The 22895-nt window shown below is 71.7% G+C and carries 19 protein-coding genes and 2 pseudogenes; 10 read left to right on the plus strand and 11 right to left on the minus strand.

Annotated elements, in window-relative coordinates; genetic code table 11:
* Positions 1–46 precede the first annotated feature (46 nt).
* Both JNB61_RS13820 and JNB61_RS20115 read left to right on the plus strand, forming a co-directional pair.
* Complete coding sequence (locus tag JNB61_RS13820) at positions 47–559, plus strand: DUF4442 domain-containing protein (protein ID WP_223214838.1); 513 nt, start codon at positions 47–49, stop codon at positions 557–559.
* Positions 560–595: 36 nt separating this feature from the next.
* A pseudogene (locus JNB61_RS20115) lies at positions 596–747 on the plus strand (VOC family protein); the annotation flags it as partial.
* Here the strand turns inward: JNB61_RS20115 and JNB61_RS13825 are convergent.
* Positions 734–1561 carry an SGNH/GDSL hydrolase family protein gene (locus JNB61_RS13825; RefSeq protein ID WP_220339994.1) on the minus strand — a complete coding sequence of 276 codons (828 nt, stop codon included), beginning with the start codon at positions 1559–1561 and terminating at the stop codon, positions 734–736. The pseudogene JNB61_RS20115 and the gene JNB61_RS13825 sit on opposite strands and share 14 nt — an antisense overlap.
* Positions 1562–1648: 87 nt before the next feature.
* A complete protein-coding gene (locus tag JNB61_RS13830; RefSeq protein WP_159843220.1) occupies positions 1649–2089 on the minus strand; it encodes a YdeI/OmpD-associated family protein in 441 nt (146 codons plus the stop codon).
* 79 nt (positions 2090–2168) lie between these two features.
* On the opposite strand from JNB61_RS13830, the gene JNB61_RS13835 reads away from it, so the two are divergent.
* On the plus strand, positions 2169–3422 hold the full coding sequence (locus JNB61_RS13835; protein ID WP_220289891.1) for an APC family permease: 1254 nt from the start codon (positions 2169–2171) through the stop codon (positions 3420–3422).
* 59 nt (positions 3423–3481) lie between these two features.
* Here JNB61_RS13835 and hisS read toward each other — a convergent pair whose 3' ends face one another.
* The 3 genes and pseudogenes from hisS to nhaA all read right to left on the minus strand — a co-directional run bounded on the left by hisS (position 3482) and on the right by nhaA (position 6696).
* Complete coding sequence (gene hisS, locus JNB61_RS13840; protein ID WP_220290091.1) at positions 3482–4747, minus strand: histidine--tRNA ligase; 1266 nt, start codon at positions 4745–4747, stop codon at positions 3482–3484.
* Between the two features lie 51 nt (positions 4748–4798).
* Positions 4799–5581 (minus strand): annotated as a pseudogene (locus tag JNB61_RS20660) (MazG family protein); the annotation flags it as partial.
* Positions 5536–6696, minus strand: coding sequence for a Na+/H+ antiporter NhaA (gene nhaA / locus JNB61_RS13850; RefSeq protein ID WP_220339995.1), 1161 nt, complete (start codon positions 6694–6696; stop codon positions 5536–5538). The gene nhaA and the pseudogene JNB61_RS20660, both read right to left, overlap by 46 nt.
* Positions 6697–6869: 173 nt before the next feature.
* Here nhaA and JNB61_RS13855 point away from each other — a divergent pair, with 173 nt between their 5' ends.
* Both JNB61_RS13855 and JNB61_RS13860 read left to right on the plus strand, forming a co-directional pair.
* The gene (locus JNB61_RS13855) at positions 6870–9542 is read left to right on the plus strand and encodes a phosphoenolpyruvate carboxylase (RefSeq protein WP_220339996.1); all 2673 of its coding nucleotides are present in this window, start codon (positions 6870–6872) and stop codon (positions 9540–9542) included.
* A 60-nt stretch (positions 9543–9602) separates the two neighbouring features.
* Entirely contained in the window at positions 9603–9773 is a 171-nt protein-coding gene (locus JNB61_RS13860) for a hypothetical protein (RefSeq protein ID WP_159843209.1), read from the plus strand.
* Positions 9774–9845: 72 nt separating this feature from the next.
* Here the strand turns inward: JNB61_RS13860 and JNB61_RS13865 are convergent, their stop codons facing one another.
* The gene (locus tag JNB61_RS13865; RefSeq protein ID WP_220339997.1) at positions 9846–10445 is read right to left on the minus strand and encodes a gamma carbonic anhydrase family protein; all 600 of its coding nucleotides are present in this window, start codon (positions 10443–10445) and stop codon (positions 9846–9848) included.
* A gap of 75 nt (positions 10446–10520) precedes the next feature.
* Positions 10521–14147: a transcription-repair coupling factor gene (gene mfd, locus JNB61_RS13870; protein WP_220339998.1), complete on the minus strand. Its 3627-nt coding sequence runs from the start codon at positions 14145–14147 to the stop codon at positions 10521–10523.
* Positions 14148–14217: 70 nt separating this feature from the next.
* Here mfd and JNB61_RS13875 point away from each other — a divergent pair, with 70 nt between their 5' ends.
* On the plus strand, positions 14218–14862 hold the full coding sequence (locus JNB61_RS13875) for a hypothetical protein (RefSeq protein ID WP_220339999.1): 645 nt from the start codon (positions 14218–14220) through the stop codon (positions 14860–14862).
* Positions 14863–15065: 203 nt separating this feature from the next.
* Here the strand turns inward: JNB61_RS13875 and pth are convergent, their stop codons facing one another.
* Together pth and JNB61_RS13885 are read right to left on the minus strand one after the other, a co-directional pair.
* Positions 15066–15650, minus strand: a complete 585-nt coding sequence (pth, locus tag JNB61_RS13880; protein WP_220340000.1) for an aminoacyl-tRNA hydrolase — start codon at positions 15648–15650, stop codon at positions 15066–15068.
* Positions 15651–15770: 120 nt separating this feature from the next.
* On the minus strand, positions 15771–16415 hold the full coding sequence (locus tag JNB61_RS13885) for a 50S ribosomal protein L25/general stress protein Ctc (protein WP_220340001.1): 645 nt from the start codon (positions 16413–16415) through the stop codon (positions 15771–15773).
* A gap of 279 nt (positions 16416–16694) precedes the next feature.
* Here JNB61_RS13885 and JNB61_RS20315 point away from each other — a divergent pair, with 279 nt between their 5' ends.
* Positions 16695–16817, plus strand: a complete 123-nt coding sequence (locus JNB61_RS20315; RefSeq protein WP_262927523.1) for a hypothetical protein — start codon at positions 16695–16697, stop codon at positions 16815–16817.
* Between the two features lie 24 nt (positions 16818–16841).
* Here the strand turns inward: JNB61_RS20315 and JNB61_RS13890 are convergent, their stop codons facing one another.
* Positions 16842–17579 (minus strand): FadR/GntR family transcriptional regulator, encoded by a 738-nt coding sequence (locus JNB61_RS13890; protein WP_220289907.1) that lies wholly within the window; start codon positions 17577–17579, stop codon positions 16842–16844.
* 150 nt (positions 17580–17729) lie between these two features.
* On the opposite strand from JNB61_RS13890, the gene JNB61_RS13895 reads away from it, so the two are divergent.
* The 3 genes from JNB61_RS13895 (at position 17730) to gndA (ending at position 21437) form a co-directional block, all read left to right on the plus strand.
* A complete protein-coding gene (locus JNB61_RS13895; RefSeq protein ID WP_220340002.1) occupies positions 17730–19127 on the plus strand; it encodes a GntP family permease in 1398 nt (465 codons plus the stop codon).
* 20 nt (positions 19128–19147) lie between these two features.
* On the plus strand, positions 19148–19660 hold the full coding sequence (locus JNB61_RS13900) for a gluconokinase (protein WP_159843197.1): 513 nt from the start codon (positions 19148–19150) through the stop codon (positions 19658–19660).
* A 349-nt stretch (positions 19661–20009) separates the two neighbouring features.
* Positions 20010–21437 carry an NADP-dependent phosphogluconate dehydrogenase gene (gndA, locus tag JNB61_RS13905; RefSeq protein WP_374226642.1) on the plus strand — a complete coding sequence of 476 codons (1428 nt, stop codon included), beginning with the start codon at positions 20010–20012 and terminating at the stop codon, positions 21435–21437.
* An 80-nt stretch (positions 21438–21517) separates the two neighbouring features.
* On the opposite strand, the gene JNB61_RS13910 is transcribed toward gndA, so the two are convergent.
* Positions 21518–22861, minus strand: coding sequence for an FAD-binding oxidoreductase (locus tag JNB61_RS13910; protein WP_220340004.1), 1344 nt, complete (start codon positions 22859–22861; stop codon positions 21518–21520).
* Positions 22862–22895: the final 34 nt, after the last annotated feature.

Here is a 22895-nt window from a genome sequence, read left to right on the forward strand (position 1 = left end):
GAGTACGTCGCCGCCCCGGCTGTCGGCCATGCTGAGGCCCATGCGCATGACCCCTCGACGCCTCGCGGTCGGCATGAGCCTGTGGATCCCGAACCTCTTCAGCGGCATCCGGGTGCGGCGGTTCGCCGACGACTGGACCAGCGCCACGGTCGAGCTGCACGTCAACGTCTTCACCCGCAACTACGTGAAGACGGCCTTCGGCGGCTCCATGTCGGCCATGACCGACCCGTACTACTTCATGCTCGTGATGCACCAGCTCGGCCGCGACTACGTGGTCTGGGACACGCGCGGCGAGATCGAGTTCGTGAAGCCGGGTCGCGGCGTGCTGACCGCGCACTTCGCGGTTCCGCGCGAGAAGGCCGCGGAGCTTCGCGAGCGCGCACGCGGCGGCGCGAAGGTGCTCGAATGGTTCGAGACCGACATCACGGATGCCTCCGGAGACGTCGTGGCGCGCGTGCGCCGCGAGGTGTACGTGCGTGAGAAGAAGCGGGTGACGGCTGCGTCGGCGAACGGCGCGCAGGTGTCGGCGTCACCGGTCGGTGATAGCCCGTCGCGGTGAACCCGAGTACCGCGCGGATGTCGTTCACGAGGTGGACCTCCCTCCGCCTTCGTGTCGGGCGACCGCTACGCGAGCGCGCGACCCCCTTCCGCGTGCGGTGGTCGATCATGACGCGGGTCGAGGACCTGTCCGAGGACGAGAGCGCCGCGCGCGTCGCGGGATGGGCCGCCTCGGTCAGCGCGGGGTGACCGCGTCCTCGCGCGCGGAGGCGAGCCCGGCGATGAGGGCGGGAAGCAGCGCCTCCGCGGTGCGACGGTAGCCCAGCGCGCTGGGGTGGAACCGGTCGAGGCTGAACATCTCGTCGGGCTGGGTCACGAAGAACGGCCCGACGGCCCTGCCGAGCGACACCGCGCGAGCGCCGCTGCGGGCGGCGACGACGGTTTGAGCGTCGGCGAGCTGGCGCGACAGGCGCGAACCGAGGGCGCGCAGGGGCTGCGGGACCGGGCGCAGCGCCCCGAGGTCGGGGCATGTGCCGACCACGACGACGGCATCCCGCGCGCGCAGCCGCACGATCGCCTCCTCGAGGTGGCCGATCGACATCGCCACCGGCACCCGGTGGGTGATGTCGTTGCCCCCCACGACGATCACGGCGGCATCGGGGCGATAATCGGCCGGCAGAGCGTCCACCTGGGCGGCGAGCACCGACGACTCCGAGCCCACGATCGCGGCCGTGCGCAGGCGCACAGGCCGGCGCTCGGCGCGCGCGAGGCCCTTCGCGAGGCGCGCGCCGAGGGTGTCCTTGCGGCGCTCGGCACCGAGCCCGGCCGCGATCGAGTCGCCGAGTACGACGAGCTCGAGCGGCGGGCCGTCGAAGCGCCGCGCCCACACGCGGTCGGCGTCGAGCGCCTCCTCGCCGTGCGGCTTGCCGATGCGCCGCCGTGCGACCGCCGCCTGACGCCGGAGCACTGCGCGTCCGCCGAGCAGCACGAGTCCCGCGCACAGCGCGATGCCCGCCGCACCGATCACGACGGACCAGGGCGCGATCTCACGCGGACGAGCCATGCCCCCATGCGACAGCAGCCGGGTGAACGGATGCCGTCACCCGGGTGACGACCCGGTGGTGCGAAATCCGGACCGCGGCGGGGACGTCTAAGACGTGGAGAGCTCATCCACGGCCGCGGCGACGCGGCGCTCGCGCGTATCGGGGCGCTTCGCCTCCGACACACCGCGGGCGAGCTCCTTGCGGCGGGTGAAGGTCAGGGCTTCGAACGCGGCGCGGACCCCCGCCGCGTCGAGGGCTGCGGCGAGGTCGTCGGGCACCTCGACCTCGCGTTCGGCGGTGTCGAGGTCGATCGTGGCGTCGACCTCGTCGCCGATCTCGACGCCGAGCTCGGCACGCACGGCCTTCGAGAACCCGATGAGGTTGCGGCCGCCCATCACGCCGAGGCGCACGCGCGCGGTGCGGCCGCCGATGCCGACGACGACGGCGGCGCGCTTGCCTCCGCCGAGCTCGGCGACCTGCTCGTCGGTGAGTTCGATGGCGGTGGCCGGGCCCATCGGCGCGAGCACGGTGTGGATCTGCAGGGTCATCGCCCCATCCTCTCGGGAGCGCGGCCCATCCGTGAAGCCCCGGAATCCCCCGTTCCGGTGCGCAGGCTAGAGTTCGCCCGTGACATCCTCCGCGCTCCAGCGTCGCCTCGGGCTCGGCGACGCCGTGTTCATCGGACTCGGCTCGATGATCGGCGCGGGCGTCTTCGCGGTGTGGGCGCCGGCAGCGGATGCCGCGGGCACGGGCCTGCTCATCGGTCTCGCGATCGCGGCCGTCGTGGCGTTCGGCAACGCGACCTCGTCGGCGCAGCTGGCCGCCGCGTATCCGACATCGGGCGGAACGTACGCCTATGGACGCGCGGAGCTCGGCCCGTGGTGGGGCTTCGTCGCAGGCTGGGGCTTCGTCATCGGCAAGACCGCGAGCTGCGCGGCCATGGCGCTCACCTTCGCCGCATACGCCGCCCCCGCGGGGTGGGAGCGTCCGGTCGCGATTGCGGGCGTCGTCGTGCTGACCGCGGTCAACTGGTTCGGCGTCACCCGGACGGCCGGTGCCGCACGGGTGATCGTCGTGATCTCGGTCGGCGCCCTCGCCGCTGCCGTCACCGCCGCCTTCTCAGCGGGTGCGGACCCCCGGTGGCTCACCGCCGACACGCTGTGGGCGGGCGGCGGCTACGGAATCCTCCAGTCCGCCGGCCTCCTGTTCTTCGCGTTCGCCGGGTACGCGCGCATCGCCACCATGGGTGAGGAGGTGCGTGACCCGCGCCGCGTGATCCCGCGGGCGATCGTCATCGCGTTCGCCGTCGCGCTCGCCGTCTACGCCGTCGTCGCGGTCGCCGTGCTGAGCGCGCTCGGCCCCGACGCCGTCGCCTCCTCGACCGAGCCCGTCGCCGACGCGGCCGCGAAGTCGGGCTGGGCGTGGATCGACGTGGTCGTCCGGATCGGCGCCGCTGCGGCCTCGCTCGGCGCGCTGCTCGCGCTGATCGCGGGGGTGAGCCGCACCGCCTTCGCGATGTCACGCGAGGACGACCTTCCCCGCTTCCTCGACGCCGTTCACCCGCGCTGGCACGTGCCCCACCGGGCCGAGCTCTCCGCGGCCGTGATCGTCGTGCTGCTCGTGGCCCTCGTCGACCTGCGCGGGGCGATCGGCTTCTCGTCGTTCGGCGTACTGCTGTACTACTTCGTCGCGAACGTCGCCGCGTTCCGCCAGCGCGGCGATGCGCGCAGGTACCCGGTCGCGCTGCAGATCATCGGCGGGATCGGATGCCTCGTCCTCGCCGTCACCCTGCCGTGGCAGTCCGTCGCGGCAGGCGTCGTGGTCGTCGCGATCGGCGTCGCGTACCGCGCGGTGCGTCTGCGCCGCGCCGCCCCGCGCTGATCCCCCGCTCCGTTCGCCCCGTGATCCCCACGTGCCACGCGCGAAAGAGGGTGCCGGGGTCAGGACAGGGGTTTGACCTCGAGAGCGTCCGCGGTCGTGCCCGCGCCGACCGTCGCGAAGGCCGTGTAGCCGTCGGACGCTGCGCGCTCGAGGAGCGCCTTGAGGTTCTTGGTCCGCTGCTCCAGGCGCACGCGGGAGCCCCGGCCCACGAGGGAGGCCTTGAGAGCGAGCAGCTCGCCCTCGGCCACGTCGCGGTCGTGGACGAGGACGACGGCCGGGGCCGCAGCATCCTTCCGCTCCTGGACCAGGTCGACGATGCGCTCGAAGCCGATCGAGAATCCGACGGCGGGCACCTCCTGCCCGAGGAAGCGGCCGATCATGCCGTCGTAACGACCGCCGCCGCCGAGCGAGTAGTCGACCGACGGGTGTGCCAGCTCGAAGATCGTGCCGGTGTAGTAGCCCATGCCGCGCACCAGGAAGGGGTCGAACACGAGCGGGATATCGCCCTCGATGCCCGACGCGCGCGCGGCCGCGACGGCCGAGCCGATACCCGCCAGGTGCGCGACGATGTCGTCCGGCGCGCCGTCGGGAAGTGCCTTGCGGATCTGACGCTCGCCGTACGGGTTGTACTCGAGAGTCGTGGGGCGGCGCAGGAACGCCGCGAACGCGTCCACCGCGCCGGGGGTCGCGCCGCGCTCGCGCAGCTCGGCGACGATGCCGTCGGGGCCGAGTTTGTCGAGCTTGTCGATCGTGATGAGGACGCCCGGGCGCTCGTCGGCGGCGAAGCCGAAGCTGTCGAGCATCCAGTCGAGGACGCGCCGGTCGTTGATGCGGATGCTGCCGCCCTCGAGCCCGAGCGCATCGAGGGTGTCGAGCGTCGCGACGGCGAGCTCGGCCTCCGCGCGCGCGGATGCGTCGCCGATGATGTCGATGTCGCACTGGACGAACTGCCGGTACCGGCCCTTCTGGGGGCGCTCGGCACGCCATACCGGCGCGATCTGGATCGAGCGGAAGACCGACGGCAGCTGCCCGCGATTGGTCGCGTAGAACCGTGCAAGGGGCACGGTGAGGTCGTAGCGCAGGCCGAGGTCGGTGAGACCGGCCGGGTCGTCGGCGGCCGCGCGGACGGCGTCGGCGTCCAGGCCCCGCTTGAGCACGTTGTAGGCGAGCTTCTCGTTGTCGCCGCCGATGCCCGCGTGCAGCCGCGAGTACTCCTCCATGACCGGCGTCTCGATCTCGTCGAACCCGTGCGCGCGGTAGCGCTCGCGGATGACGGCGAGCACGCTCTCGCGACGGGCCTTTTCAGCGGGGAGGAAGTCGCGCATGCCGCGCGGCGGATTGACGGATGCCACGCACCTATCTTTCCAGGTCCTCCGGGGTCCCTCGGCCGCACGGATGTCGCCCTCGAGCCGGCGCAGCCGCTCGCGGAGCGCCCGTTCGGCGTCCCACCCGTTCGCCCGGGCCGCGGCGACGAGGCCGAGCAGCATGTCGCCGAGCTCGGCCTCCGAGGCGGGCTCCCTCCTGGAAGCTCGCCGAGACAGGGGGTCCGCGTCGAGCCCCAGGACCTCACCATCGGTCTCGGCGGAGATGCTCTGTCTCGACGAAGCGGTCGCCACGGGCGCGCGCGATGCGCCCGCCTGGGATGCCTTCGACAGGAGCTTCTGGGCGAGGGCGAGGCTCGGCATCCGCTCGCTCACCCCGTCGAGGACCGAGCGGCGCTGGTGCTTCTCGGCGGCCTTGGCGGCGTTCCAGTGAACGAGCACCTCCTCGGGCGTGGTGGCGACCGCGTCGCCGAAGACGTGCGGATGCCGGCGCACCATCTTGTCGATCAGCCCGCGGGCGACGTCGTCGATGTCGAAGGGGTCGTCCTCGTCGCGTGATGCGATCTCGGAGTGGAAGAGCACCTGCCACAGCAGGTCCCCGAGCTCTTCGCGCAGCTCCGCGCGGGAGCCGTCCTCGACGGCGTCGATCAGCTCGGCGCTCTCCTCGACGAGGTACGGGACGAGGGCGCGGTGGTCGATCTGCTGCGTCCAGACGCACCGGTCGCGCACCGCGTGCATGACGTCGGCCGCCTCGCGGAGCGGGTCGGGCCCACCCGGCGCGCGGGGTTCGGTCACGCCGTCACGGATGCTGTCGCCGCCTGGCGTCGATAGTGCCATGCCCGCCACGATACGAGCCCTGCGGCCAGGAGGAGCGAAATGACGGAACCGGCGAGCACGCCGAGCGTCGCCTGGTCGCGCAGCGCCGCCGCATCGGAGAACGCGAGCTCGGACAGCAGCAGCGACACGGTGAACCCGATGCCGCCGAGCGCGCCGGCGGCCAGCAGGTCGGCGAACGCGAGCGGCGGCGCACTCCCCCGGCGCCCGACGCGGAGCGACACCCACCCGAACAGGGAGATGCCGACGACCTTGCCGACCGGGAGTGCCACGAGCACGCCCCAGAACGCCGGCGACAGCTGCGACAACGGCACCGACGGGACCGGGACGAGCGCCGCCGAGAAGGCGAACACCGGGAGCACGATCCCGTTCACCCACGGCTCGAGCTCGTGGCGCGCCCGCAGCGCCGGGCGCTGCGCCATCGCGAGCCCGAGTGCGACACCGGCGATGGTGGCGTGCACGCCCGAGAGGTAGACGAGCACCCACGTCGCGATCGCAAGCAGCACCAGCACGACGGCGATCGGAACCCGGGCGCGCGTGTCGAGCTGCCGGCTCAGGACCCCGAAGGCGACGATCGCGACCGCCGCGCCGCCGAGCGCCGCGAAGTTCACCCCGGTCGTGAAGAGCACCGCGATGAAGACGATGCCCACGATGTCGTCGAGGATCGCGAGGGCGAGCAGGAACACCCGGAGCGCCGGAGGGAGCCCGCGGCCGAACACCGCGAGCACGCCGAGTGCGAACGCGATGTCGGTCGCGGTCGGGATCGGCCAGCCCGCGGTGGCGTCCGATCCCCACGCCATCACGGCGTAGACGGCGATCGGCACCAGCACGCCACCGGCTGCCGCGATGGCGGGCTGCAGTGCTTTGCGCCCCGTGTTGAGCTGACCGGAGGTGAGCTCGTACTGCAGTTCGACGGCGACCACGAAGAAGAAGACGGCGAGCAGGCCGTCCTTGATCCAGTGCGACAGGCTGAGCTCGAACACCCCGGGGATGCCGAGGTATGTGTGCATAGCGTGGTCGACGGCAGGGCCCCAGGCCGAGTTGGCGACGAGCAGTCCCAGTGCCGCCGCGATGAGCAGGATGATCGCGGGGAAGCGGGCAGAGCGGAGAAGCGACATCTGGCCTCCGTGGGGGATCGCGGGTCGACGAGGACGTGCCGACCAGACTTCCCGGCGCTCCACAGGCCAGTGTAGCGATCAGGTTCCCGGCATCGCCGCGCGACTGCGTCGGCCGATCGTCACACAGCGTCCACCGTCACTTCGCGGAAACGCCGCGCCGTTAGCCTGGACAGATGCGTGAACTCACCCACACCGAAGCGATCGACCTCGTCGGGCGGTACGAGGCGGAGCAGGCGATTCCGGAGCAGATGCGCGGCGACGTCCGCATGCTGGGGACGCTCCTCGGTCAGGTGCTGCGGGAGAGCGGATCCCCGGGACTGTACGAGGACGTCGAGCGACTGCGCACCGCCACGATCCAGGCGTACACCGACGAGACGCCGGAGGCCTTCGCCCGCGCCGCCGCGATCGCCGACTCGTTCACCATCGCCCGTGCCGACGAGGTGGCCCGGGCGTTCACCGCGTACTTCCACCTCGTGAACCTCGCCGAGGAGCACCAGCGGGTGCGCGTGCTCCGCGAGCGCGACGGGCGTCCCGACCGCGAGCAGGCGACCGACTCCGTCGCCGCCGCCTTCGTGCGCCTGGCCGCGGAGGTCGGCGACGACACGGCGCTGCAGCGCCTGCAGAGCATGCGGTTCCACCCCGTGTTCACCGCCCACCCGACCGAGGCGCGTCGTCGCGCCGTATCCACCAGCATCCGTCGCCTGGCGACGCTCCTGGAGGAGCACGACGCCTCGCTCCGCGGCGGTGCCGACGAGCGCCGCGCCGAGCGCCGCATGCTCGAGGAGATCGACACGCTCTGGCGCACCGCGCCGCTGCGGCCGGAGAAGCCCGCGCCGACCGACGAGGTGCGCGCCGTGATGGCCGTATTCGACGAGACGCTCTACACCGCCGTCCCCCACGTGTACCGGCGGGTCGACGACGCCCTGCAGGGTCCGGCCGCGGGCGGCCGTGCCCCTGTCGTGCGGCCGTTCGTGCGCGTCGGGTCGTGGGTCGGCGGCGACCGCGACGGCAACCCGTTCGTGACGGCGTCCGTCACCCGCAAGGCGTCCGCGATCGCCAGCGAGCATGTGCTCATCGGGCTGGAGCGCACCACCAGTCGCATCGGCCGCACGATGACGCTGGACGCGTCCACCACGCCGCCGAGCGACGCGCTGCTGGCCCTGTGGCGCCGTCTCAAGGCCGCCGACGAGGACGCCGCGAAGGACATCGCCAAGCGCTCCCCCGACGAGCCGCACCGGCGCATCCTGCTGCTGATCGCCCGCAAGATCGAGGCCACCCGCGCGCGCAACGCCGACCTCGCCTACCGCGACCCCGAGCATCTGCTCGCCGACCTGCGCGTGGTGCAGGACTCGCTCGTCCAGGCAGGCGCGCCGCGTCAGGCCTACGGGCACCTGCAGCAGCTGCTGTGGCAGGTCGAGACCTACGGGTTCCACCTCACCGAGCTCGAGGTCCGCCAGCACTCGGCCGTCCACGCCAAGGTGCTCGCCGAGCTCGAGTCGGGCGCCCCGCGCAGCGAGCTCGCCGAAGAGGTGCTCGACGTGGTGCGCACGGTCGGGTTCCTGCAGGAGCGGTACGGCCCTCGCGCCGCCGGCCGCTACATCGTGTCGTTCACGCAGTCCGCCGAGGACCTCGCGAACGTCCACAAGCTCGCCTCGTACGCTGTCGGGCCCGACGGCACCCCGCCGGTTCTCGACGTGATCCCGCTGTTCGAGACGTTCGCCGACCTGCAGGCCGCACCCGGCATCCTCGCCGAGATCGTCGAGCACCCCGCCTTCGCCGCGCGCCTGGAGGCCACCGGCCGGCGCCTCGAGGTCATGCTCGGCTACTCGGACTCCTCGAAGGACGTCGGCCCCGTCGCCGCCAACCTGGCGCTGTACGAGGCGCAGGCGAAGATCGCCGCCTGGGCCGACGAGAACGGCATCGAGCTCACGCTGTTCCACGGCCGCGGCGGCGCCCTCGGCCGCGGCGGCGGTCCTGCCAACTCGGCGATCATGGCGCAGCCTCCGCACTCGGTCGACGGCCGCTTCAAGCTCACCGAGCAGGGCGAGGTCATCTTCGCCCGCTACGGCGACCCCGCCATCGCGATGCGGCACATCGACCAGGTCGCCGCCGCGATCCTGCTCGCCTCGTCGCCCTCGAACGAGGAGCGCAACCGCGCCGCCGCGGAGCGGTACGCGGGCGTCGCGGCCACGATGGACGCGGCATCCCGTGAGCGCTTCTTCTCCCTCGTCAAGGCTCCCGGCTTCGCGCCCTGGTTCGCCCGCGTCACGCCCATGGAGGAGATCGGCCTCCTCGCCCTCGGCTCGCGCCCCGCCCGCCGCGGCCTGTCGGTCGAATCCCTCGAAGACCTCCGGGCGATCCCGTGGGTGTTCGCGTGGACGCAGGCGCGCATCAACCTGGCCGGGTGGTTCGGTCTCGGCACGGCGCTCGAGGCGGTCGGCGACGAGCCGCTGCTGCAGCGGGCGTACCACGAATGGCCGCTCTTCCGCACGCTCATCGACAACGTCGCCATGAGCCTGGCGAAGACCGACGACCGCATCGCCCTGCACTACCTCGAACTCGGCGACCGGGACGACCTCGCGAGCCTCGTCCGCGACGAGATGCGCCTCACGCGCGACTGGGTGATCCGCATCACCGGCGGCACGGAGCTGCTCGGCAACAAGCCGGTGCTGCAGCGGGCCGTCAAGATGCGCAGCCCCTACGTCGACGCGCTCTCGCTGCTCCAGCTGCGGGCGCTGCGAGCGCTGCGCGAGGCCCCGGAGGGCGCACCGGTCGACCCCGACCTGCAGCGCCTGCTGCTGCTGTCGGTGTCGGGCGTGGCCGCCGGTCTGCAGAACACGGGCTGACCCCGGCGGCGCCGCGCGTCGCAACCGGGATCACCACGACCCCGGCGTACCGTGGCGCCCATGGCACGGATCGTCGTCGCCGAAGTCTGCCCCTGGTGCGGGTCGCTCGATGTGAGGGCGGCCGAACCGCGGTGGTTCCGGATCGAGTGGGAGCGTCGGGGTCACCTCGACGACGGCTGGGTCGACCACCTCGAGTTCTGCTGCCGCGATTGCGGCCTCGCCTGGGACTGACGCCGGAGATTCACGGATGCTGCGGCCCGCAGCATCCGTTCCGCTGTCGCTGCCCGCGCGGGTCGATGCGCGTCACTCCACCCGACGGTCGTCCGCGTGGCGCGCGAGGCTGCGGCCGTACCGTTCGGTGAGCTGCACCATGAGGTCGGGCGTCTCCCGGTCGAGGCCGAACACGTAACCCGGGAAGTCGAGTTCGCGCTGCGCGGCCCAGATCTCTTCGTGGCGGTCGGGCGGGAGGATCTGCACGGGATCGCCCACCGCGACCCAGCCGATGGGCACGGTGGTCTCGGCGGGGAGCGTCGTGCGCAGGTGCACGACCGCGTTGATGCGCACCTCGCTGCGCGCGCCGATCCGCGCGCCGTTGAAGACGCGTGTGCCGGTGGCGAGGAACACCTCCTCCTCGATCACCGCGCCAGAGACGCTCGCCATCGGCCCGACGAGCACGTGGTCGGCGATGTGCACGGGGTTCGTCGCGGTGGCGCGGATGAGCGCGTTCTCCATGACGATCACGTTCGCCCCGAGGGTGATGGCGCCGCCCTCGGCGGTGATCACGGCGCCGTGCAGGACCTGGCAGTCCGCGCCGATCTCGACGTCGCCGCTGATCACCGCCGTCGCCGCCACGACCGCGTCGGGGTGGATCCGGGGCTGTGCCCCGAGGTGCTCGAATCGCATCTTTCGTGCCTCCCGCCTTCGTGGATGCGGCCAGCGTAGCGCCGTCTCGGGCGTGGCCTCGGCCCCGTCGGCGTCTCAGGCGCCTGCAGCTGCCTGGGTCGCAGCATCCGCCTTCTTCTCGGGCCACAGCTGCTCGATGAGCTGAGCGACCCACGCGATGAGCTCGTCGTCGCCGAGCGGCCCGCCGCCCGCCGACGGCAGGGGCACCACCATCGCCTCTCCCCCGGCGACGAGCTTCGCCTTGGGGTAGAGGCGCTGCAGGCGCACGCGCATCGAGTCGGGCAGGTTCGCGGGCGCGAGCCGCAGATTCGGCCCCATCGCGACGACGTCGGCGAGTCCGGCCTGCCCGGCCCGGCGCCGCAGCCGGGCGACGGCGAGCAGCCCCTCGACCTCCGAGGGCGGCTCCCCGTACCGGTCGGTCAGCTCCTCGATGACCAGGTCGATCGCATCGGGCTGCGCGGTGACGGATGCCGCGGCAGAGAGCTTCTGATACGCCTCCAGGCGAAGCCGCTCGCTGTCGATGTACGAATCGGGGATGCGGGCCTGCACGGGCAGCTCGAGCCGCAGCTCAGTCGGGCCCTCGGTCTCCTCACCGCGGAACGTGGCCACCGCCTCGCCGATCATGCGGAGGTACAGGTCGAACCCGACGCCGGCGATGTGGCCGGCCTGCTCGGCGCCGAGCAGGTTGCCGGCGCCGCGGATCTCGAGGTCCTTGAGGGCGACCTGCATGCCCGATCCCAGATCGTTGTTGACCGCGATCGTCTCGAGCCGGTCGGCTGCCGTCTCACTCAGCGGCTTCATGTCGTCGTAGAGGAAGTAGGCGTAGGCACGCTCACGCGCGCGGCCCACGCGACCGCGCAGCTGGTGCAGCTGGCTGAGGCCGTACTTGTCGGCGCGGTCGATGATGATCGTGTTCGCGTTGGAGATGTCGAGGCCGGTCTCGATGATCGTCGTCGACACGAGCACGTCGGCCTTGCGCTCCCAGAAGTCGTCGACGACCTGCTCGAGCTGATGCTCACCCATCTGACCGTGCGCGACGGCGATCCGCGCCTCGGGGACGAGCTCGGCGAGCTCGGACGCGACGCGCTGGATCGACTGCACGCGGTTGTGGACATAGAAGACCTGGCCCTCGCGCAGGAGTTCCCGGCGGATGGCCGCGGCGATCTGCTTGTCGTTGCGGGCGCCGACATACGACAGGATCGGATGCCGGTCTTCCGGGGGCGTCTGCAACGTCGACATCTCGCGGATGCCGGTGACAGCCATCTCGAGCGTGCGCGGGATGGGCGTCGCGCTCATCGCGAGGATGTCGACGTTGGTCTTCAGTTTCTTCAGCTGGTCCTTGTGTTCGACGCCGAAACGCTGCTCCTCGTCGATGATCATGAGGCCCAGGTCTTTGAACAGCACCTTCTCGGTGAGGATGCGGTGCGTGCCGATGACCATGTCGACGGTGCCGTCGGCGAGCCCGGCGATCGTGTCGCGCGCCTGCTTGTCGGTCTGGAAGCGCGACAGCGGGCGCACCTTCACCGGGAATCCGGCGAAGCGCTCGGTGAACGTCTCGAGGTGCTGCTTGACGAGGAGCGTCGTCGGCACGAGCATCGCGACCTGCTTGCCGTCCTGGATCGCCTTGAAGGCGGCACGCACGGCGACCTCGGTCTTGCCGAAGCCCACGTCGCCCGACAGCAGCCGGTCCATCGGGATCGGCTTCTCCATGTCGGCCTTGATCTCGTCGATCGTCTGCAGTTGGTCGGGCGTCTCGGCGAACGGGAACGCCTCCTCCAGCTCACGCTGCCACGGCGTGTCGGTGCCGAACGCGTGACCCTTGGCCGCCATGCGCGCGGAATACAGCTTGACGAGCTCGACCGCGATGTCGCGCACCGCCCGGCGCGCCTTGCTCTTGGCCTGCGCCCAGTCACTGCCGCCCATCTTCGACAGCGAGGGCGCCTCGCCGCCGACGTATCGCGAGAGCAGGTCGAGCTGGTCGGTCGGCACGAAGAGCTTGTCGCCGGGGTACCCGCGCTTGGAGGGGGCGTACTCGAGCACGAGGTACTCGCGCATGCTCTTGACGGCGTTGCGGCCGCCGCTGGACACCTCGCGCTGCGTGAGCTCCACGAACTTGCCGATGCCGTGCGTGGCATGCACGACGTAGTCGCCTGCGGTGAGCTTGAGCGGGTCGACGACCGCCTTGCGGCGAGAGGCGAGCTTCTTGACGACGCGGTTGTCGCCGCCGATCGTGCGGCCGTAGAACTCCGACTCGGTGAGCACGGCCAGCTTGGCGTCGGGGGCCTCGAAGCCGCGTTCGAGCACGCTCACGACGACATGTGCGACGCCCGGCTCGGGTGCGTGCAGCACCTCGTCGACCTTGCGCGCCGCGATGCCGCGCTCGGCCAGCACATCGCGTGCGCGCTCGACGAGTCCGGCCCCGGAGGCCGCCACCACGACCCGCCAGCCGCCTGCGAGCAGGGCGCCGACGTGGTCGGTGGCGCCCTCGACGTTGCCCTGGAACGAGGGCACGGCCGTGCCCGGCACGCGGATCGCCGCGGCTTGCTCGAGCGCGACGTCGATGTCGTCGTCGATCAGGCCCTCGGCCGCGGCATCCGCGTGTCCGGAGTCGAAGGCGCTCAGCGTCCACCAGACGCCGCTGCGATCGCGAGCGGCCTCGCGAAGCTCGGGCAGGGTCAGGAAGTCGCCCGCACCCAGGTCGATCGGCGTGCTCGCCCCGGCGGTCGCGGCGCTCCACGCCGCATCGAGGAACTCGCGGTTGGTCTCGCCCAGGGTGATCGCGCGGGTGACCGCGCGCTCGGGGTCGACCAGGGCGACCGCTGCGCTCTCGGGGAGGTAATCGACGAGCGTGACGAGGCGGTCCACGACAGCGGGCAGCAGCGACTCCATGCCCTCGACCGGGATGCCCTCGGACATCTTCTCGAGCATGCCCGCGAGACCGGGGAACTCGTCCTTGAGCTGGCGGGCGCGCCCGCGCACGGCATCCGTCAGCAGCAGCTCGCGGCTCGGAAGGAGGGTGACCTCGCGCACCTCTCCGGGCAGCGACCGCTGATCGGCGACCGAGAACGCCCTCATCTCGTCGACCTCGTCGCCGAAGAACTCGACCCGGTACGGGTGCGGTGCGGTGGGCGGGAAGACGTCGAGGATGCCGCCGCGCAGGGCGAACTCGCCACGCCGCGACACCATGTCGACGCGGTGGTACGCGAGCTCGACAAGACGCGCCGACACGTCGCCGAGGTCGTGACCGCGGCCGCCCACGACGAGCTCGATCGGGTCGACCTCGGTGAGGCCGGCAGCCAGCGGCTGGATGGCTCCGCGCACTGACGCGGTGATGACGAGCGGTGTCGCCGCGTCCCAGCGAGCGATCCGCGTGAGGACGTCCAGTCGCGCGCCGACGGTCTCGGCGCTCGGGCTCAGGCGTTCGTGCGGAAGCGTCTCCCACGCCGGGAAGTGCAGCACTTGGGCCCCCGGCAGCAGCGCGCCCAGAGCGGGGCCCAGGGACTCCGCCCGGCGACCGGTCGGCGCGACGAGCAGCACGACCGGCGGCTTGCCGGCGGCGCGGCGCCGCTCGAGCAGGGCCGCGACGAGCGGAGCGTCGAGTCCTTCGACGAGCGAGAAGTCGGCATCGACGGATGCCGCGGCCAACGCGTCCCGGAAAGGCTCAGCCTGTTCGAGGGCGCGCACGATCCCGGGAACTGTCACCGCACGAGTCTACGACGCAGGGCCGACATCGAGACCCGCCGCGGGCTCGGGCGGCTCCTAGGATGAGGCTGTGAGCCAGCCCGATGCGTCCCCCGCGCCCCAGGATCCGCCCGCTGTGCCCGCGGTGTGGGCACCGCCCTCGGCGGCGCCGTTCGGGACGCCGACGAGCGCAGCAGGCGCGCCGGCGCAGCCGCCGGGCGCCCCGCAGGGCTGGTCCGCTCCCCCGGCCGGCGTGTACGCGCCCCCGCCGGGGTACGCGCCTGCGGCGGGTTACCCGGTCGCGTCCGCCGGACCCGGTGCCCTCTACGGCCCGCCCGCACCCGCGAAGCGCGGCGGCGTGCTCGGGTTCACCGCCCTCGCCCTGGCGCTCGTGGCGACCGTCGGTGCGAGCCTCGTCGCCGCGATCGCGAGCTTCAACATCGGGCTGGGCGCCGGCCGCGAGGTGGTGTCACGACCTTTCACCGGCGACTTCGACTGGGGCGTGCTGACGCCCGTGCGCGACTGGGTGCTGCTGGGCGAGGTCTCTTTCTGGGTGGGGACGGCGCTCGGAGTGTGGGCGCTCATTCAGGGCATCGTCGCGATCGTCACGTCGCGCGGCCGCGGCGCGGGGATCGCGGCCGTCGTCATCGCCGCGCTCGGCCCGATCGCCTTCGGCGCGGTCGTCCAGGGTTTCCTCACCGCCGGCCTCGCCGCCGGGACCGGCATCGGCGGCTGAACCGGCGCGGCGGCCGGGTCGCAGCATCCGCCCCGCCTACTCCTCATTCCAGGACGTGAGCCGGGGTGCGGAGCAAGATCGCGTCATCGGTCCGCATCTCGGCTCTCGACCTCAGATGAGGATGCGAGACGACCCGAAGGACCGCGCCACAGGGGCCTCGGATGAGGATGCGAGAGGACCCGTATGGCCGAGCCGCAGGGAGCTCAGACGCGGGGGGCGTGGTGCTTCTGCTGCGTGGCAAGCAGGCCTTCGGCGACCAGCTGCTCGACCGCGTCGGCGGCGTCGCCGAGGAGGATCGGCAGGTTCTTGCGCTCGGTGGCGCCGAACGGGTCGAGCACCCAGTCGGCGGCGTCCTGGCGCCCGGGAGGACGCCCGATGCCGACGCGCACGCGCGGGAACTCGGGGGTGTCGAGGGCCTTCGCGACGTCGCGGACGCCGTTGTGTCCGCCGTGCCCCCCGCCGACCTTGAGCTTGATCGTGTCGAACGGGATGTCGAGCTCGTCGTGCACGACCACGACGTGGCCGGCGTCGATGCCGTAGAACTTCGCGAGCCCCACCACCGGACCTCCCGAGACGTTCATGAAGGTGTTGGGCTTGGCGAGGATGAGCTTCGGCCCGCCGGGGCGCAGCCACGTCTCCGCGACCCGCGCGTTCGCCTTGTGCGCCTTGAAGGACTCGCCGCGGCGGCCGGCGAGCTCGTCGACGACGAGCTGACCCACGTTGTGCCGCGTGAGCTCGTAGCGCGGGCCGGGGTTGCCGAGTCCCACGATCAGCCACGTGTCTGCCATGTCATCCATCCTGCCCGAGCCCGCGCCGCGGCGGCGGCGCAGGCCCCTCATGAGACGCGGCGAGGGGGCGCGGAATCCGCACCCCCTCGCCGGAAAGCGATCCGATCGCTCGGCGTCCGATTACTCGGCGGCAGCCTCCGCGGCGGCCTCCGAGGCCTCCGACTGCTCGGCGGCGGTCTCGGCGTCGGCCTCGGCGATCTCCTCCTCGGCGGCGAGGGCCGCGGCGGGGACGGCGACGGCCACGACGAGCAGGTCGGGCTCGGCGACCAGCGCCGCGCCCCTCGGGAGCTTCAGGTCACCGGCGGTGATGTGGGTGCCCTCTTCGAGGCCCTCGACATCGACCTCGATGTGCTCGGGGATGTGGGTGGCCTCGACCTCGAGCGACACGGTCTGCGCGTCGAGGTTGACGATCGTGCCAGCGACGGGCTCGCCCAGGACGACGACGGGGACCTCGACCTGGATCTTCTCGCCCTTCTTCACGACGAGGAGGTCGATGTGCTCGACGATCTGGTGCACCGGGTCCTTCTGGACGTCCTTCACCAGCGTCAGCTGCGACGTGCCGTCGAGGTCGAGCTCGAGCACCGCGTTGGCGCGACGGATGAGCAGCGAGACCTGGTGGCCCGGGAGCGCGACGTGCACCGGGTCGGTGCCGTGGCCGTAGATGACGGCGGGGATCTTGCCGGCGGCGCGGAGGCGGCGGGCGAAGCCCTTGCCGAAGTTCTCGCGGACCTCGGCCTGGACCTTGGTGTCGGGCTCGGTCGACATGGTGTTCTCCTTGCGGGCACGGGGCCCTTGTCTGCGGCGGCGCGAGGCCGTTCCGGATCGGCCTGCGCGGTGGCGGGCCCGGGTATTGGGGATGTCTTCGACTCGAACGCGCACGCGTGAGGAAAGCCCGGGGGCCGGCATCACCGCGTCGATCACGGATGCCGCAGCCCGCCGCGATCGACGGGCGCGAGGCATCCCTCGCCGAAGTTCGGACAAGAGTCTACCAGCGCCCCCGCTACGATGAGGAACGCACTGCTTCCCGCGCACACGGAGGACCCCATGGACTACGGCTTCGCAAGCCACGCTCTTCTCTGGCTCATCGGCGCCATGGCCGCCGTCGGCGCCCTGGGCACGGTGCTCGCGTTCTGGAGCCTCGGCCGACAGGGCTACCGCAAGGACTGAGAGCCACCGCCCGGGTCTTGAGCGCTACCGCTCCCCGGGCACCCCGGCGAGGTCGTCCCCCACGGCCTCGTCCATCGCGGCGTCGGATTCGCTGACGATCCGCGTCATCGCCTCGAACGCGGCATCCGCTTCCCCGCTCGCGACCGCGAACGCAACGTCGCGGTGCCAGCGCACCGCATCGGGGTTCGCCTCGCGCGGCATGAGCGCGTGACGCGTGCGGCCCTCGAGCACCGCCTGCACCACCGAGCCCAGCACCCCGAGCATCGGGTTCCCGGAGGCGCTGAGCAGCGTGCGGTGGAACCGCACATCGGCCTCGAGGTAGCCGGCCTCCGCCGCCTGCTGGTCGTGACGCGCCATGCTCAGGGCCGCGGCGACGAGCTCCTGACGCTGGGCGTCGGTCGCGTGGGCGGCCGCCAGACGGGCCGCGAGCGGCTCGACCGCGCCGCGCAGCTCGCTCAGCTCGTGCAGCTGCCGAGCGCGTCCGGGCCCGTCGAGCCGCCAGGCGATGATCTCGGGGGCGTAGACGTTCCACTGCTCCACCGGCAGCACCTCGATACCCGCCTTCCGGCGCACCTGGACGAGCCCCAGCGACTCGAGGACCCTGACCGCCTCCCGCGCCGCGGAGCGGGAGGCGCCCGACGACTCGGCCAGCTCCGTGGTCAGCAGCCGCGAGCCGGCGGGATGTTCGCCGTGGACGATCGCGGCGCCGAGCCGCTCGACGAGCGCGTCGTGTACCGGGCTGCCGTGAGGTGTTTCGGCCATGGTGCCGATTGTGCCGCACGGCGGTCGTCTTGTCGGGCATTCGGCCGGTATGGGATTTTTATGTCATACATATTGACAGAAATCGGCAATCACGTCAGACTAAACCGCAACCCCGGGTCAAAGACCGACCCTTTTCGATCAAGGACGCTCATGGATCTCTCCGGACTTCTCTCCTTGCCCACCGCCGTCGAGGTGACTCCCGTCGGCCCGCCGTGGCAGCTGCTCACCGCCGCCGTCATCGGCATCGCGATCATCGTGGTGCTGATCACCTGGCTGAAGGTGCACCCGTTCCTCGCCCTGATGCTGGGCGCCATCGCCACGGGGATCATCGCCGGGTTCGAGCCCGGCAAGACGATCGTGAGCTTCACGACGGGCTTCGGCACGACGATGGGCGGCGTCGGCATCCTCATCGCCCTCGGCGCCATCTACGGCAAGCTGCTGGCCGATTCCGGCGGCGCCGACCGCATCGTCGACACCCTCGTGGCACGCGCCACACCCCGGAGCCTCCCCTGGATCATGGGGTTCATCGGCGCGATCATCGGCCTGCCGATGTTCTTCGAGGTCGGCCTCGTCCTGCTCGTGCCGGTCATCATCCTCGTCGCACGTCGCTCGGGCCTGCCGCTGATGAAGATCGCGATCCCGACGCTCGCCGGCCTGTCCGCGATGCACGGTCTCGTGCCGCCTCACCCCGGGCCGCTCGCTGCGATCGACATCCTGGGCGCCAACCTCGGCCTCACCCTCGCCCTCGGCGTTCTGGTCGCCATCCCTGCCGTGATCGTCGCCGGCCCCCTGTTCTCGGGTCTCGCCGCGCGGTGGGTGCGCGTTCCCGTGCCCGACCTGTTCGTCACCGCCGAGGACGAGGGCGAGCAGCAGACCCGGCGCCCGTCGTTCGCCGCGACGCTCGCGAGCATCCTGCTGCCCGTCGTCCTCATGCTCGCCCGCGCGATCGCCGACATCGTCGCGCCGGGCTCGACCGCTCCCGCGAAGGCGGTCATCGATTTCCTCGGAACCCCCGCGGTCGCCCTGCTGATCGCCGTGATCGTGGGCTTCTTCGTGCTCGGCGGCGGAGCCGGGTTCGGCCGCGCCGAGATCGCGAAGTCGGTGGGCTCCTCGCTCGGCCCGATCGCCGGCATCCTGCTCATCGTCGGCGCCGGCGGCGGGTTCAAGCAGGTGCTCGTCGACACCGGGATCGGCGACGTGATCGCGAACCTCATCGCCGAGTCGGGGTTGTCGATCCTGTTCCTCGCGTGGCTCGTGGCCGCCGTGATCCGCGTCGCCACCGGATCAGCCACCGTCGCCACGATCACCGCGGCCGGCATCCTCCAGCCGCTCACCGAGGGCCTCGACCCGGCCATGTCGGCACTGCTGGTGCTCGCCATCGGCTCGGGATCGGTCTTCCTCTCACACGTCAACGACGCGGGCTTCTGGCTCATCAAGGAGTACTTCGGTCTCAGCATCCCGCAGACTCTCAAGAGCTGGACGGTTCTCGAGTGCCTCATCTCGGTCGTCGGCCTGTTGGGCGTGCTCGTCATCGGGGTGTTCGTATGAGCGAGCAGAAAGGAGCACGGATGCTGTCGACCCCGCCGGTCCTGGTGCTGATGGGCCCGTCCGGAACCGGCAAGTCGACCGTGGGGGCCATGCTCTCCGGCAGGCTGGGATGGCCGTTCCAGGAGGGCGACGACCTGCACCCCGCCGAGAACGTCGACAAGATGCGGCGCGGCCATGCGCTGACCGACGAGGACCGGATCCCGTGGCTCGAGCTCGTGGCCGCATGGATCGACGAGCGGCGCGCGGCGGGCGAACCCGGGATCATCACGTGCTCGGCCCTCAAGCGCAGCTACCGCGACATCCTCCGCCGCGACAACGTCACTTTCGTGAACTTCACAGGAGACGCCGCGGTCGTGCGCGATCGCATGATGCGACGGCAGGGGCATTTCATGCCCCCGGCCCTGCTCGACTCGCAGTTCGCGACGCTCGAGCCGCCCGGCTCCGACGAGCAGGCGATCGACGTCGACATCGCGCTCGCCCCCGAGGAGCAGGCGGCGCTCGTCGCATCGGCGCTCCGACTCGAAGGTTCGTGACGCTCTCGCGGAGACCGACAACCCTCCCGGGCTAGGCTCGTCACGTCAGCCACGAGCCGCGACACCCCGACCCGCTCACAACCGGCCCTGCCGCCGCGTGAGAACTCGGCCATGCCGTGTAACACGGACGCGCCAGACTTTAGGCTGAAAAGACGACTTAACCCCAGGAGTGCGTGTGTCTTCCAACGACCTTTCCGTCAACTCGAGCCGGACCGACATCTCGACGGATCAGGACCAGGCGCCCGACGAGGCGACGCAGGCGCACGAGGCCGCGCCGGCGCCCGAGGATGTCGCCCGGCCCACCCCGGAGCCCGAGGGACCGCGGGCGACGGCGGTCGCCACCGCGAACATCGGCGTGGTCGGCCTCGCGGTGATGGGGTCCAACCTCGCACGCAACCTGGCCAGCCGCGAGGGCAACACCGTCGCGGTGTACAACCGCAGCCGGTCCAAGACCGACGAGCTGACCGAGGCGCACCCCGAGGCCGAGTTCGTGCCGGCGTTCTCGTACGAGGAGTTCGCGGCGTCACTGCAGAAGCCGCGCGCCGCGATCATCATGGTCAAGGCCGGACGCCCCACCGACGCGGTCATCGACTCGCTGGTCGAGGTCTTCGAGCCCGGCGACATCATCGTCGACGGCGGCAACGCGCTGTTCACCGACACCATCCGCCGCGAGAAGGCGGTGCGTGAGACGGGCATCAACTTCGTCGGCGCCGGCATCTCCGGCGGCGAGGAGGGTGCGCTCAACGGCCCGTCGATCATGCCGGGCGGCTCGGACGAGTCGTGGGTGACCCTCGGCCCGATCCTCAAGTCGATCGCTGCGATCGCCGAGGGCGAGCCGTGCGTCACGCACGTCGGCCACGACGGCGCCGGTCACTTCGTGAAGATGGTGCACAACGGCATCGAGTACGCCGACATGCAGCTCATCGCCGAGGCCTACGACCTGATCCGCCGCGGCACCGGCAAGACCCCCGCCGAGATCGCCGAGGTCTTCGCCGAGTGGAACCGCGGCGAGCTCGAGTCGTACCTGATCGAGATCACCGCCGAGGTGCTGCGCCAGGTCGACGCCGAGACGGGCAAGCCGCTCGTCGACGTCATCCTCGACCAGGCGGGCGCCAAGGGCACCGGCGCCTGGACCGTGCAGACCGCGCTGTCGCTCGGCGTGCCCGTCTCCGGCATCGCCGAGGCCACCTTCGCCCGCTCGCTGTCCAGCCACCCCGAGCAGCGCGCGGTCTCCCGCGACCTGCCCGGCCCCGACGAGGGCCTCAAGGTCGACGACGCCGACGCGTTCATCGAGGACGTGCGCCTCGCACTGTACGCGTCGAAGATCGTCGCCTACTCGCAGGGCTTCGACGAGATCCGCGCCGGCGCGGCCGAGTACGACTGGACCATCGACCTCGGCGCCGTGTCGAAGATCTGGCGCGCCGGCTGCATCATCCGCGCGCAGTTCCTCAACCGCATCGCCGACGCCTATGACGCGCAGCCCGAGCTGCCCGTGCTGCTCACCGCGCCGTACTTCGTCGAGGCGCTCGGCCGCGCCCAGGGTGCGTGGCGCCGCATCGTGTCGGCCGCCGCAGGCGCGGGGATCCCCGCTCCGGCGTTCTCGTCGTCGCTGTCGTACTACGACGGCCTGCGCGCCGAACGCCTGCCCGCCGCCCTCATCCAGGGCCAGCGCGACTTCTTCGGCGCCCACACCTACAAGCGCATCGACAAGGAAGGCACCTTCCACACGCTGTGGTCGGGCGACCGCACCGAGATCGAAGCCGAAGACACGCACTGACGCATCGAGCCCACGCTCCGAGGGCGGATCCCCCTGGTGGGGATCCGCCCTCGGCGTCTGGCCCGGCCGCGGCCCCGGCGTCAGCCGGCCTGGCCGTTCGGGCCCGGCTTGACGTTGTGGTTTCGGCAGAACACGTTTCCGGGGTCCCACTCGCGCTTGACCGCCGCGAGACGGGCCATGGTCGCGGGCGGGTACATCCGATCGGCGAACGACGCCTCGGTCGACACGCTGAAGTTGCCGTACACGCCGGAGCCTTCCGCTTCGATGGCGTCCCATTCGGCGACGACCTGAGCCCGGGTCCGGTCGTCGAGCATGCCGGGCACGTCGAACGCGCCGGCCATGGCGAACCACGTCGCATCACGCGCCGGGAATGCCGAGTCGTCCTGCGCGACATCGCCATACGCGCCGCCCAGCGAGCGCAGGAAGGCGACGGATGCCGGATGCTGCTCGCGGAACGACACGAGGCGCTCGATGGTGTCGTCGTCGAGGACCGGCAGCAGCGTGTTGCCGCCGACGAACCCCGGCATCGGCTGCTCGGGGTCGAACTCAGGAGCTTCGAGGAGGACGTCGGGGTAGTCCTGCACCCCGAACTCGCGTTCCGTGACCCCGGGCGCATCCGCGAGCGGCGCCAGCGCGCGACGCGCGGCCTCCTCGTCGGTGCCGATCCACACCGCTGTGATGGAGGCGCCCGCCGGCGCGTTCGGGTCCATCGCGGGAACGTCCATGTAGGTGACCGTGAGTTCGCGGGGAGCATCGGCCATCACGTCTCGCAGCATGCGGATGATCGGGCGCGCGTCGCCGTCGATCCCGAACACCGCGTGCACGACCCCGTCGAGCGGGTGCGCCTCGAAGTCGAACCGGGTGACGACGCCGAAGTTGCCCCCGCCGCCGCGGAGCGCCCACAGCAGCTCGGGGTGCGAGGCATCCGTCGCCTCCACAACGTCGCCGCGGGCGGTGACCAACTGCGCGCCCACGAGCTGGTCGCAGGCGAGGCCCCAGGCTCGCACCATCCAGCCGATGCCGCCGCCGAGGGTGAGCCCGCCGACGCCGACCGACGCGGTGTCGCCCGAGCTGATGCCCAGGCCGCGTTCGGCCAGGACGCGTGCGACGGAGCCCCACTGCCCTCCGCCGCCGACGCGCACTCGGGTGCCGTCGATCTCGATGTCGTCGAGAGCGGAGATGTCGAGCGTGAGGCCGCCGGGCACCCCGCCCCAGGCGCTGTGGCCACCGCAGCGGATCATGATGTCGAGCCTCTCGGCCGAGGCGTAGCGGAGTGCGCCGCGCACGTCGTCGACGGTGGCGGCACGGATGACGGCGGCAGGCGAGCCGATGCCGGAGTGGAAGCGGCGGGCCGATTCCCATTCGGAATCGCCCGGACGGATGACGGTGCCGACGGAGCCGGCGCTGAAGTCGTCGTTGCTCATGACGGCCACGCTAGGGGGCATCGCCGACATCGAC

Source organism: Microbacterium ureisolvens, from assembly GCF_019511645.1.
Lineage (GTDB): Bacteria > Actinomycetota > Actinomycetes > Actinomycetales > Microbacteriaceae > Microbacterium > Microbacterium ureisolvens_A.